Origin of the sequence: Caballeronia sp. LjRoot29 (genome assembly GCF_964252755.1) — a bacterium.
In the GTDB taxonomy this organism is placed as follows: Bacteria; Pseudomonadota; Gammaproteobacteria; order Burkholderiales; family Burkholderiaceae; genus Caballeronia.
In genome coordinates this window covers 1-11415 of record NZ_CAXUPU020000051.1, presented here as the reverse complement: position 1 = coordinate 11415, position 11415 = coordinate 1, and the positions used below count along the sequence as shown (strand labels likewise).

Sequence of the window (11415 nt, the reverse complement as noted above, 5' to 3'; positions counted from 1 at the left end):
CATCTGTCGCAAGAGAACTAACACTTTGCATTCCGAACATTGGTTTTGGCCGATGTGAGCTATTGCCCTAAAAAAATTGGCCGCGTCACGTGGGCTTAGTTCGTTACTCCCTTACTTGCGGCAAGTACAGCATGTGTATCGGACGAGGACGAGGACGTAGCGGTCGGGTCACTTGCCTGATCGGTCTTCTGCACGTCAACCGACGGCCATCCGCCGCCCAGCGACTTATAGAGGGTCACCGTATCGGAGAGCAGTTGCTGATGGTTTTCAAGCAACGCCAATTCCGCCGCGAGCAACGTACGTTCGGTCTCGAAGACTTCGAGTTGCGACACCACGCCCTCCTTGAGTTGCGCTTCAATCTGAGCCGCCACCACTTGCAGGTGATCCACTTGTTCCTGCAGTTCGGTGCGTTGCTTCGTATGTGCGTCGAGGTTGACCAGCGCGTTCTCCACCTCTTCGAACGCTCCCATCACGGTGCGCCGATACTGCTGCTCGACCACGACCGTCTGCGCCTCGGTCGTCTTCACATGCGCCCTGACGCTTGGGTCCAGCAGCGGAATATTGATGCTGGGCATGAAGCTGAACGTGAAGGACTTCAATAGATCTGTTAGAGCAAAACTCGCCGTGCCGCCCCGGCCCGTGAGACTGATGGTCGGCAACTGCGCGAGCTTCGCCTGGCCCACGACGTCATACGCTTCCAGCACGCGATATTCGGCCGCCACGACATCGGGCCGCCGCGCCATCAATTGCGCCGGCAAGCCCGCCGGCACCACGGGAATCTGCACGCGCTTCTCGAGCTGCCCCGACGGCACGGTGAATTCACCGGCCGGGACACCGATCAATGTAGCGAGCGCGTTGTTCGCCAGATCGCGGGCGCGATGCAATTCGAGCAGGTCTTTGGTCATGCGATTAATTTCCGCACGCTGCTGCAAAACCTGTGTGTTCGGCACGAGGCCATTCTTGGCCATGCCTTCGTAAATAGTGAGGATCTGCTTGTTGGCGCGCAGCGTTTTTTGCTGCTGGTCGATCTGGTCATCGAACTGAAGAATCTCGAAGTAGGTCGTCGAGACATCGGACACCAGCGTGAGATAGCCCGCGCGCCAATCCGCTTCCGACGCACGATATTCGGCCTTCTGCGCCTGTACGCCCTTCTCGACCGCGCCCCAGATGTCGATGTCCCAGTTCACCTGCGTGGCCACGTTGTATTGCTTGGAGAAATCTTGCCGCGTGGTTTTATCGAACTCCGCGCCAGCGCCTAAATCCGCGGTAGGCAGCGCACCGGCACGCGCTTCGTTGATCTGTCCGCCGGCGACCGACACGCGCGCCGCAAGGATCTTGATATCGAAATTGTTCGCAATGGCCCGGCTGACGAGGGAGTCGAGATACGGGTCATGGAATTGTTTCCACCAGTCGAGGGTGATGGTGTCGGCCGGTGAGACCAGCGACTTGGCCGTTTGCGACCACGTGGTCTTGGCCGGCGTATCCGGACGCTTGTAGTCCGGCACGTTCACATCGATGCAACCACTGAGAAGTGTCGTGCAGGCAAGTATCGGAAGTACCGCGCGCACGAACAGGCAACGCGCAACACCCAGAGATGAAGACTCGGCAGCACGGCCCTGCAACCCGCGCGATGGCGACATGACTTGCATGATCTCACTCCGGGGAAATTGATTGCGGCGAGGTTAAAACCGGTGCGGCAGCAAAGGCCGGACGGCCTTTGCTGCCTGCGCCTGATGATCAAAAGTTGACCGTGTTGTGGTTGCTGGCGGTTTGCGTCGGCTTGACCGTCGACGAAATGCCGCTTGCAAACGCAACGTTGTTGCCGTTGTTGTTGATCGTGTTTTGCGTCTGGCTGATCAACTGCTCTGCGCCAAACGAGAGGCTGGTCATCGAGCTGTTATAGCTCGGCCAGAAGCCCGGCAGGTTGCCGCCGCGTACGGCCGACATGGCGCGGCTGTCGAGTTCTTCGGTGACGGAAAGGTCTTTGATGGAAAGTGATTTCATGGCAGTTCTCCTAAAGGTTAAGCCAGGTGGCTTTAGAGGTTGGTGAGCATCATGTCTGCTCGCTGGACACTAATGCATGGCGCATGCCAGGCGTGACCAATGAATTGGCCCGAGGCGTTCTGAGCTTTACTGGAAAAGGATTTGCGCGATTAATTCACGGCGGCTGAGGTGGCCGCTCGCGAGTCATCCGGCAGTCGCGTGATGGGCCATAACCAACGCTTGCTCGGTGAACTGTTGGTTCACCCGCGACACTCGCTGCGCGTGAACCTGCCCGATCATTTAACGTAGATCGTGATCTTCTTTGAATAGACGGGAGGATTGTGCGGAACGTGCGCGGCGTCACCCATCAGCAACTGCAGGGTGTGCTTGCCCGGGGGCAACTCGAGTGTGGTCTCTGTTTCGCCTGCGCCAAAATGCAGGTGCTGACGGTCGGAAGGAATCTCATCGTCGAACGACGAGGGCAGGTCCGTGTCGATCAGCAAATGATGGTGACCCGTATTCGGATACTTCACGCCTCGCGGGGCAACGCCCATGTATCGCAACCCGAACCACACGCGAAATGGCTTGCCCGCCGGAAGCGTCTGACCATTGTTCGGATAGCCGATATACGCGTAGGCATCGGCCGGAGCGGGAGTGGGACCGGCCAGCGCGGCCCCTGATATCAGCGAGATCGAGATCGAGATTGCAGCTATTGCGACAGTGCAAGATTTCTTCATGGCACACCCCCTTAATCTGCAGCCTGTCATTTCACGGTGATCGTGATCCTCTTCGAATAGATCGGGGGATCGTGCGGCACGTGGTTGTAGTCCCCCATGAGCAACTGCAACGTGTGCTTGCCGGGCGGCAACTCAAGCCGGGCATCGGTTTCGCCCGCACCGTAATGCAGATGTTGGCGATCTGAGGGAATTGGCTCGTCGAACGGAGGCAACTCCGTATCGATCAGCAAATGATGGTGACCTACATTGGGAATGTTGACGCCCTTCGGACACACGCCCATGTTGCGCAGTCCCATGCGGACCCAAAGTTTTCCGCCCGTGATCACCGCGCCGTCGGGCGGCCAGATGATGAAGGCCTCCGCGCCAGGAGGCGACGGCGTGCGCGTAGCCGGGAACGAGCGCGACGGCATGAGCACCGTCATGAAAGCGAGCACGCCGAGGAAGGTTCTTCTTAGCATTTTCGTATTCTCCCGAGCCTAATGCACGTTATGCACGCTACGCACGTTTTTCTCCTAGCTAGCTTAGGACGTAATCCGATAAAAAGACATACTTCGAGGGAGCGCAATTCGGCCGTTTTACAGGCACGGTACGACCAATTATTTATTCTGAATCGGCATAATACTTAGGTATCCGTCCTTAATCGGAAAAATGGATTCGTTATAAAAGGCCAATTCCCGGGCTAATCACGACACGTTGCATCGTTACGCCGGCTCGACCACGTTGATATGAAGTAGTTGCGTGCTATGGTTGGTTGTGATGCTCGCCCATCGGACGGACGAATTCTGCGTGAGAGGAGTTCCCCTCCCGCGGATCATGCGGCTCTGGCGCGGCTCCTTGACTTTACGGGTGCCGTCCAATACCGGCACGGGGTGTTTTCATGTGGCGAAGACTCATACGAAGAATCAGACGACGACTCATGTCGGGAAACATTTGGCTCGCGGTCCTGCTTGGAGCGGTTGCGTTCAGCAGCGCCGCTAGTGAACAGAATGGCGGGGCGCATCCGCGCCGTCTTGCGCTGGTCATCGGCAATGGGAACTATGACGACCATCCGCTCGCCAATGCCACGCGCGACGCAACGGCGACCGGGGAGATGCTGAACCGGCTCGGCTTCGAGGTCATGACGTACTCGAACCTCGATCGCGCACACATGAACGAAGCAGTTCAGGAGTTCAACAAACGGCTTGCTGCAGGCGGTGTCGGGCTGCTCTATTTCGCCGGACATGCGATGCAGGTCGGCAAGTCAACGTTGCTGCTGCCGGTCGACGCGCAGGGGTCGCCCGAGGCGCCGATCACCCAGGGTATCGACTTGAATAGCATTACTGCGGGCATGTCGGCGCCCCGCGTCGATCAACTCAATCTGGTCGTGCTCGATACCTGTCTGAACAATCCCTATGACCCGGTCAATGTCAGCATGGTCGAGCCGCCTTCGCGGACGATCGTGGCGTACGCGACCGCACCCGGTGCCTACGCGGCCGATGGCACGCGGCATGGCACGTACACCGCAGCGTTGTTGAACGCGATCAACCAGCCGGGACGAAGTATTGAAGACGTGCTGCACGATGTGGCGCGATCAGTGAGCCTTGCAACGCAGGGGCAGCAGGTACCGTGGATGATGGCGGGACCCGCCACGGCAACAGACGGATTCCAGTTCGCTTCCGCTGGCGGACGAGCGAACCGCAGCAGCATGACGATGCCTGAGACCATCGTCGCGTATCAAAGCCGGGGAATTCTCCCTAAAGACAGCAATGAACAATACGAGCTCACGTTCTGGGACTCGATCAAGGACAGCACTTACCCGAGCGATTACGAAGCCTATTTGAAGGCCTATCCTAACGGGCGCTTCGCCACGCTCGCCCACGCCCGTATCGACCGGCTCCGCGCGGCGGCCTCTGCTCCGAAGGCGCAACCACCTGCTCAGGCCGAGCATGCGCGCGCAGCCAGCTCGCCTGCCTCGCCTATCACAGCCGTGCCGCCCGCACCCGCGCCTGCGGAAAAAGCGGCCGTTTCCCCGCCGCCAGAAGCTACGCCTTCTCCTGCTCCAGCCGTCAAGACAGCCGCGTCCGCCACCGGCGAGATCAAGGACTGCGCCACATGCCCGGCGCTGGTCTCGTTACCGGGCGGCACCTTCGAAATGGGCAGTAACTCCGACGATCCCGCCGAACGCCCTGCGCATAAAGTCAGCATCGGCCGGCCATTTGCGATCGGCAAATACGAAGTGACCATCGAACAGTGGAACGCCTGCGCGGATGCAAACGGATGCCCGCACGTCGATATAGAAGGCAACGCCGCGAAATCTGCGCCGATGCGCAATCTAAGCTGGGACGACACGCAGGCCTACGTCAAATGGCTGACCAAGACGACCGGCAAGACGTATCGCCTGCCGGCAGAAGCCGAGTGGGAATATGCCGCTCGCGGCGGCACGACCACAAACTACTGGTGGGGCAACGAGATGCGCAAGGGTTACGCCGACTGCAAGGACTGCGGCGCGCCGTGGCGCAAGGATAGTCCAGTGAACGTGGGCTCGTTCACGCCCAATCCCTTCGGACTGTTCGACATGAACGGCAGCGTGTGGGAATGGGTCGGCGACTGCTGGCACAGCACGTACAAGGGCGCGCCGGCGGACGGCCGTGTATGGGATGAAGCGGGCTGCCCGGTGCGTGTCATCCGCGGCGGCTCGTGGCCCGACGGCGCCGCCTACATGCAGTCGTCCACGCGCTTCAAATACAGCGCGAGCGTGCGGCAATCGCAGAACGGCATGCGCGTCGCACGCGACATGAAATAACGCGGCCCAGAGGGGCTTTATTGTTTGCGGGGATGCGTGTCGATCTGAACGAGATCCACGGCAATCTTGTCGCGTCCGAATTTGTTCGCGATGTCTGCAAGCCGCTTCTCGACCGCGCGCAAATAATCCGCTCGCGACTCGCTCTCCGGCCTGATCGGGTCGAACAGCGCTGTGGGCGTCACGAGCAGCACGATTATTTCGGAGCCAAACGGCTTCGAGACAATCCAGTCACCCGCGCTGCCAATCGTCGCGGCGTAGTTCGGCGGCGCCTGATTGTCTTTCGAACGCGCGTTCGGCAGCATATGAACGACGCTGCCATCGAGTTGGTAATAGTCGATATTGACCCATGAATCGTAGGGCGGCGTCGTGATCTGAACGACCAGCGGATGGCCTTCGGTCAACTGCGCATCATGGTTCCGCGTTTGGATCGATGCCGGGCGGCTCGTCGTCAAGTAAGGCGCGATCAGCTTGAGCATGTCGCATTTATCGTCATCGACTTCCTGGACCTGTACGCCGGGATCGGTGACGCCCGGAATCTGGCTTAGCGTCGTGCGCAACTTCTGCGTGCCATAGCTACGGCCAACATAGCCGCTCACACTCAGTGCCTGATCCTGCACCGACGCAGCCAGCGCCGAACACGGTACACGTGCGAGCACGGGGGTGATCGTGGCGAGTGAGAGGGTGGCCGGGACAATCGGTGTGGGTACGGATGCCGTGGCGGCTTTCTCCGGTGGGGTGATGCTATTCGTCGACGCGTAGAAATAGCCGGCCGCAGCCACCGCAGCCAGCAAGCCCGCGGAGATAGCCGCTTTTACCGCGACGTCCGACATACCACTACGTTTTTGGGGCTCGCCGAATTCCTGGAGAAAGCGCACGACCGTCGGCATGCGCGCTTTACGCTCGAATTCAAGCGCGGACCTCAACGCCCGCCATTGCCGCGTCCCCAGACTCTCAGGACGCTGCGGCTTAAGCCCCGAGCTGCGCGCCTGCGTTGCGGGTATGCGGTCAAAGGGATGCCGCCCCGTGAGCAGCTCGTAGGTTGTGCAGCCGAGCGCATAGATGTCGTCGCGGGGATCGGGTTCGCGATGCTCAAGCATCTCCGGACTCGCATAAGCGGGTGTCAGCGCGCCGAGACTTCCAGGGTCGAAGATTGTTGCGTCCGTCTCTTCTTCGGGCCGCTGGAACACGCGGGCGATACCAAAGTCGATGACCTTCACCTCGCCGGTATCGGTCAGGAATACGTTCGCGGGTTTGAAATCGCAATGCACGAAACCACGCTCGTGCGCGTAGGCCAGCGCATTTGCCATGCCTTTGAAGATCGGCAAGGCCTCTGCATACGGCATGCCCTTGAAATCCGGTGCCCGCAAGATCCGGCTCAACGGCTTGCCCGACAAATACTCCATGGTCAGGTAAACCACTGGGCCATCGCGATCGAAGTCGTACACCGTGACAATGTTCCGATGCCCAAGCGCCTGCGCTTTCTTCGCTTCGCGCTGCAGGGCAATGAGCGATTTCGGATTGCCGCGAAACTGCAGATTAAGGACCTTGATCGCAATGTATGGACGTCGATCAGAGGCTTCGAGCTTGCGCAGATCGAGCGCTTTGTAGACGGTGCCCATGCCGCCCACACCGAGACATTCTTCGAGCACGAAGCGCCCGTTGAGGGTATCGCCGACGTCCTTCACCTGATCCGTCCCGGACATCACGAACTCGCGCATGGGCGCGGACGAGGATGAGGAAGAGCGTGACGGCGAGGAGGGAATCGATGGTTGTTGCAATGCGCCCGGCGAAGTCTGCAGGCGAGTCTCATCGGCATTCGCGCCGTGACCGGCAAGCGACGCCTGCTCGATCCGCCGATGCACGGCCCCATAAAGATCGGCTGGCAGCGGCGTCCTGGCTTGTTCTTCGCGGAGTATTTCCAGCAGCCGCCCGGGCGAGGTGTCGTCGACGGACAACGCGCTGTCGACGAGTATCAGGAACTCATCGCGGGACGCACCGCTGTTTTGGAAGGTTCGAATAGCTTGGGCAAGACTGGTCATCTCGACGGCTCGTACGCGGCTCCATTAGTGAACATATTGTCTGTAGTTACCCGCACTCGCAGTGTTTCGATACTAGGTGACAGCCCTGCCTTTCGCAACATGGTTTCGTTGCAGATGTTCGATCGGGCACATGTTGTTGCCGGCCCAACAGATCGGCTTCCAGATGTTGGCCGCCAGCCGTCAGGCGTTTCGAACGGCAGAGAGAAGACCTGCGCGGCACGCGTCCACTGGGGTCTTCCAGGCCTTGTTCCACGAGCCTTCCAGGACTTTTTCATCGACGGGCGGCACTTCTGGCACAGGCCATGCATTAGTGTCCAGCGAGCAGACAAGATGCTCACCAACCTTTAAAGCCACCTGGCTTAACCCTTAGGAGAACTGCCATGAAATCACTTTCCATCAAAGACCTGTCCGTCACCGAAGAACTCGACAGCCGCGCCATGTCGGCCGTACGCGGCGGCAACCTGCCCGGCTTCTGGCCCGGCGTGAACGTGTCGTCGTACGAAGCATCGTTCAGCGCCGACCAACTGATCAGCCAGACCCAGAACACGCTGAACAACAACGGCAACAACGTGGCGTTCGCGAGCGGCATTCACTCGACGGTCGACCCGAAGCAAACCGCCAGCAACAAGAACACGATCAACTTCTGAAGCTGCGCGGCAACTCCGGGGGCCTTGCGGCCTCCGGTTGCCCGTTCAGGCCTCCCTTACTCTTTAGCTTGGAGCACCGCCATGTCATCCATCACGATTCACGACTTATCTCACAGCCGGGAGCTGGACCGTCACGCCATGTCGGACGTGCGCGGCGGCAATGCATCGCTTGCCAGCGCCGGTGCCTTGGCCAACGTCAACGTCGCAGTGAACACGAACGAGAACATCGTTCAGTATCAAAACGTAGAGGTCAATGCGCTCAATAACATCGGCGTGCTTGGCGCCAACCTCGGGCCGATACACCTAAACGTCAATCCAGCCCAGTACGCGAACACGGGTACGGCTGTGATGTTTTGAACGCACTGCAGGTCTGCACACGTCGACGTCCGCTGCGGGAAGATTTTTCCCGCGGCGGATCCGGCGTTTCTAAGGGCCTAAATTGCCTATACTGGTCTGAATAGACACCCTCAACTTTTCTGGATGACACCATGGCTGCAATTCTGATCAAGGATCTGCCCGACAGCGTGGAACTCGACAAGCAGGCGATGAGCGCGATTGTCGGCGGCGCGAGGTCGAGCGTCCGCCGGGCGCTTCGCTCGTATGCAGCGCCTGCGAACAGTACGCGGATCGTCAATTTTCCAGCTAGCCAGATTGGCGTTGCCGCGGCGCAACCCGCGGCCAAAATCACCGGCCGGAAACCGCGTAAATAAACTGGTTTGGCGCACGCGCTCAATGCACGCCCGGCAATCCCATTGCCGGGCGTTCTCGTTCTTGGAACCCGTAAGAGCTATTCGTAACGGCTAAGCCAATGCTTATCGCCGCACGGCATTCCCTTAGAAGAAATCAAGCTTTGGTCGCTAGGCAGGTCGTTCGTCGAAAGCTGAAAACAAGGTATATTTGCTCCGTAGTTCTGCGGGCAATCCTTGGACGGGCTTCCACCGGGCCACCAGGGACAAACATTCCTGGAGAAATGACATGGCAAATTGGACCCCGGATCCAACGTTCTATCCTTCCCCGCGGATGGCCATGAAGGCGCCGCACGAGACCATTGCGTACGTAGCGAGTTTCGATCCCACGCGACAGGTTCCGGATGCCATTGCCGTTGTAGACGTGGACCCCGCGTCGCCCAGCTATTCGCAAATAATCAGCACTGTTGCAATGCCCAACACGGGCGACGAACTTCATCATTTCGGCTGGAACGCTTGTAGTTCCTGTTTATGCCCGAACGCACCTCACCCGCATGCCGAACGTCGCTATCTGGTCGTGCCGGGCTTGCGATCGTCGAGAATCCATATTCTTGATACCAAGGCCGACCCGCGCAACCCCAAGATCGTGCGCGTGCTGGAGCCTGCGGAAGTCGCCGAGAAAGCCGGCTATACGAGACCGCATACGGTTCATTGCGGCCCCGAGGGAATCTACGTGGCCGCATTGGGCAATGCGCAAGGCGAGGCGCCGGGTGGCATTTTCCTGATGGACCACGAGACCTTCAACATTCGCGGTCAATGGGAAATTGATCGGGGTCCTCAGCAACTCTCCTACGATGCCTGGTGGCATCTCGGACACGACACCCTGGTCACAAGCGAATGGGGTTTGCCTGCTACCTTCGAGAACGGCCTCGTGCCGGAAATCTTGCTGGGTGGTCAATATGGACACAAGCTGCATTTCTGGGACCTGCATACGCGCAAACATAAGCAGGAGATCGATTTCGGCAAAGAGAACCAGCTCGTATTCGAATTGCGTCCGGCCCACGATCCGACCAAGGCATACGGCTTCGTTAACTCCGTTATCAGCCTGAACGATTTATCGGCGTCTATCTGGACGTGGTATCGCGATGGTGACAAGTGGGGCGTCAAGAAGATCATCGAGATTCCTGCCGAGCCTGCCGACCCTGACCTTTTGCCGCCCATGTTGAAGGGTTTCGGTGCAGTGCCTCCGCTTGTCACCGACATTGATCTTTCAATGGATGATCGCTTTCTCTACGTTGCGTGTTGGGGAACCGGTGATTTGAAGCAATACGACGTGTCCGATCCCTTTGCACCCAAGCTCACCGGGACGGTACGGATCGGTGGAATCGTATCGCGAGAATCGCATCCGAAAGCGGACGGTCGCGCGCTGAACGGCGGACCGCAGATGGTTGAAGTCAGTCGCGATGGTCGCCGTGTGTATTTCACTAACTCGCTGTATGGCGCGATTGACGAACAGTTTTATCCTGAAGGTCTTAAAGGCTGGATGGTGAAACTCGATGCGGCGCTCGACGGCGGTATTGAATTTGATCCGCGCTTCCTAGTTGAGTGGCCTTCCACGCACCGGCCGCATCAGGTACGGCTCGAGGGTGGCGATTGCTCGTCGGACTCGTATTGTTATCCGTGATGTTATTCGTTGTGTTCTATGTGAGCCGCCGTTTTCGTGAAGCGTTCGCGCCGGGCACGTCATGAATATGGCATGGGCCGGGAGTAGCCATGCATGGGAGTGGTTCGCCATAGCGGCCCTTGGCGTATTTCATGGGATCAACCCTGCGATGGGCTGGCTGTTCGCGGTCGCGCTTGGTTTGCATCGGCGTAGCCGGCGGGCGGTTCTTCTTGCGATCCCGCCGATGGCGCTTGGCCACGCGCTCTCTATTGGCATAGTCGCCACGCTCGTGTTCACTACCGGGATGGTGCTGGACAGTCATCTGATCCGTATCGCTAGCGGCGCCTTGCTTGTCGCCTGGGCTGTGTACCAGGTTCGCTATGGGCACCGGCACCGCGTGCGTGTTGGCATGACGACAGGCTTTGCCGGCCTCGTCCTCTGGTCGTTCCTGATGGCAACCGCTCATGGAGCCGGCCTCATGCTGATCCCTGCGCTGATTCCTTTATGTGGGTCTGTGGCGGGCCAGTTTTCCTCTGGGCCGTTGCTGGTTTCGCTTGCCGCTGTTGGGCTTCATACGTTAACCACGTTGGTCGTGACGGGTGCCATCGCGCTGCTGGTTTACGACTGGCTGGGCGTGGGTGTGCTCAGGCGCGGATGGATCAACTTCGACAGGCTCTGGACAATCGGGCTCGCGGGTACGGGGGTGTTGCTGATTGCTACTGCATAGCACGGGGGGTCGTTCGCACTCGGGTTTGATGAGGTGCGGTTCTGGGGTGGCGGTCAGGGTTAATGCCGGGTTGCACGGGTTTTAGGGTTAGCGGTCGGGTTCATTGCCGGGTTGCTGCTTTTTAGGTCTTCGCGGGTTTTATGTTGGCTGA

11 protein-coding genes are annotated in these 11415 nt (G+C 59.2%); 6 read left to right on the top strand and 5 right to left on the bottom strand.

Annotation, left to right across the window (positions count from 1 at the left end):
- Window positions 1–95 precede the first annotated feature (95 nt).
- The 4 genes from ACSQ83_RS33365 to ACSQ83_RS33350 all read right to left on the bottom strand — a co-directional run bounded on the left by ACSQ83_RS33365 (window position 96) and on the right by ACSQ83_RS33350 (window position 3142).
- Window positions 96–1640 carry an efflux transporter outer membrane subunit gene (locus ACSQ83_RS33365; protein WP_436231057.1) on the bottom strand — a complete coding sequence of 515 codons (1545 nt, stop codon included), beginning with the start codon at window positions 1638–1640 and terminating at the stop codon, window positions 96–98.
- A 97-nt stretch (window positions 1641–1737) separates the two neighbouring features.
- Window positions 1738–2004: a hypothetical protein gene (locus ACSQ83_RS33360; RefSeq protein WP_414954211.1), complete on the bottom strand. Its 267-nt coding sequence runs from the start codon at window positions 2002–2004 to the stop codon at window positions 1738–1740.
- Window positions 2005–2279: 275 nt separating this feature from the next.
- A complete protein-coding gene (locus ACSQ83_RS33355) occupies window positions 2280–2720 on the bottom strand; it encodes a DUF4399 domain-containing protein (RefSeq protein ID WP_436231044.1) in 441 nt (146 codons plus the stop codon).
- A 26-nt stretch (window positions 2721–2746) separates the two neighbouring features.
- Window positions 2747–3142, bottom strand: a complete 396-nt coding sequence (locus ACSQ83_RS33350; RefSeq protein WP_436231056.1) for a DUF4399 domain-containing protein — start codon at window positions 3140–3142, stop codon at window positions 2747–2749.
- Window positions 3143–3636: 494 nt separating this feature from the next.
- Here ACSQ83_RS33350 and ACSQ83_RS33345 point away from each other — a divergent pair, with 494 nt between their 5' ends.
- Entirely contained in the window at window positions 3637–5502 is a 1866-nt protein-coding gene (locus ACSQ83_RS33345) for an SUMF1/EgtB/PvdO family nonheme iron enzyme (protein WP_436231043.1), read from the top strand.
- Between the two features lie 17 nt (window positions 5503–5519).
- Here ACSQ83_RS33345 and ACSQ83_RS33340 read toward each other — a convergent pair whose 3' ends face one another.
- Complete coding sequence (locus ACSQ83_RS33340) at window positions 5520–7541, bottom strand: protein kinase domain-containing protein (RefSeq protein ID WP_436231042.1); 2022 nt, start codon at window positions 7539–7541, stop codon at window positions 5520–5522.
- A gap of 380 nt (window positions 7542–7921) precedes the next feature.
- Between ACSQ83_RS33340 and ACSQ83_RS33335 the strand changes: the two genes are divergently transcribed.
- The 5 genes from ACSQ83_RS33335 (at window position 7922) to ACSQ83_RS33315 (ending at window position 11264) form a co-directional block, all read left to right on the top strand.
- Window positions 7922–8188 carry a hypothetical protein gene (locus ACSQ83_RS33335; RefSeq protein WP_414954215.1) on the top strand — a complete coding sequence of 89 codons (267 nt, stop codon included), beginning with the start codon at window positions 7922–7924 and terminating at the stop codon, window positions 8186–8188.
- Window positions 8189–8269: 81 nt separating this feature from the next.
- Window positions 8270–8545 carry a hypothetical protein gene (locus ACSQ83_RS33330; protein WP_414954216.1) on the top strand — a complete coding sequence of 92 codons (276 nt, stop codon included), beginning with the start codon at window positions 8270–8272 and terminating at the stop codon, window positions 8543–8545.
- Window positions 8546–8676: 131 nt separating this feature from the next.
- Window positions 8677–8898, top strand: coding sequence for a hypothetical protein (locus tag ACSQ83_RS33325; protein ID WP_414954217.1), 222 nt, complete (start codon window positions 8677–8679; stop codon window positions 8896–8898).
- Between the two features lie 265 nt (window positions 8899–9163).
- The gene (locus ACSQ83_RS33320) at window positions 9164–10558 is read left to right on the top strand and encodes a selenium-binding family protein (protein WP_436231041.1); all 1395 of its coding nucleotides are present in this window, start codon (window positions 9164–9166) and stop codon (window positions 10556–10558) included.
- A gap of 61 nt (window positions 10559–10619) precedes the next feature.
- On the top strand, window positions 10620–11264 hold the full coding sequence (locus ACSQ83_RS33315; protein ID WP_414954219.1) for a hypothetical protein: 645 nt from the start codon (window positions 10620–10622) through the stop codon (window positions 11262–11264).
- The last annotated feature ends 151 nt before the right edge of the window (window positions 11265–11415 follow it).

What these genes read in the sequence shown, in the direction of transcription:
- ACSQ83_RS33365 (WP_436231057.1), bottom strand. Translation starts at nt 1,640, where the DNA reads ATGTCGCCATCGCGCGGGTTGCAGGGCCGTGCTGCCGAGTCTTCATCT.
- ACSQ83_RS33360 (WP_414954211.1), bottom strand. Translation starts at nt 2,004, where the DNA reads ATGAAATCACTTTCCATCAAAGACCTTTCCGTCACCGAAGAACTCGAC.
- ACSQ83_RS33355 (WP_436231044.1), bottom strand. Translation starts at nt 2,720, where the DNA reads ATGAAGAAATCTTGCACTGTCGCAATAGCTGCAATCTCGATCTCGATC.
- ACSQ83_RS33350 (WP_436231056.1), bottom strand. Translation starts at nt 3,142, where the DNA reads ATGACGGTGCTCATGCCGTCGCGCTCGTTCCCGGCTACGCGCACGCCG.
- ACSQ83_RS33345 (WP_436231043.1), top strand. Translation starts at nt 3,637, where the DNA reads ATGTCGGGAAACATTTGGCTCGCGGTCCTGCTTGGAGCGGTTGCGTTC.
- ACSQ83_RS33340 (WP_436231042.1), bottom strand. Translation starts at nt 7,541, where the DNA reads ATGACCAGTCTTGCCCAAGCTATTCGAACCTTCCAAAACAGCGGTGCG.
- ACSQ83_RS33335 (WP_414954215.1), top strand. Translation starts at nt 7,922, where the DNA reads ATGAAATCACTTTCCATCAAAGACCTGTCCGTCACCGAAGAACTCGAC.
- ACSQ83_RS33330 (WP_414954216.1), top strand. Translation starts at nt 8,270, where the DNA reads ATGTCATCCATCACGATTCACGACTTATCTCACAGCCGGGAGCTGGAC.
- ACSQ83_RS33325 (WP_414954217.1), top strand. Translation starts at nt 8,677, where the DNA reads ATGGCTGCAATTCTGATCAAGGATCTGCCCGACAGCGTGGAACTCGAC.
- ACSQ83_RS33320 (WP_436231041.1), top strand. Translation starts at nt 9,164, where the DNA reads ATGGCAAATTGGACCCCGGATCCAACGTTCTATCCTTCCCCGCGGATG.
- ACSQ83_RS33315 (WP_414954219.1), top strand. Translation starts at nt 10,620, where the DNA reads ATGAATATGGCATGGGCCGGGAGTAGCCATGCATGGGAGTGGTTCGCC.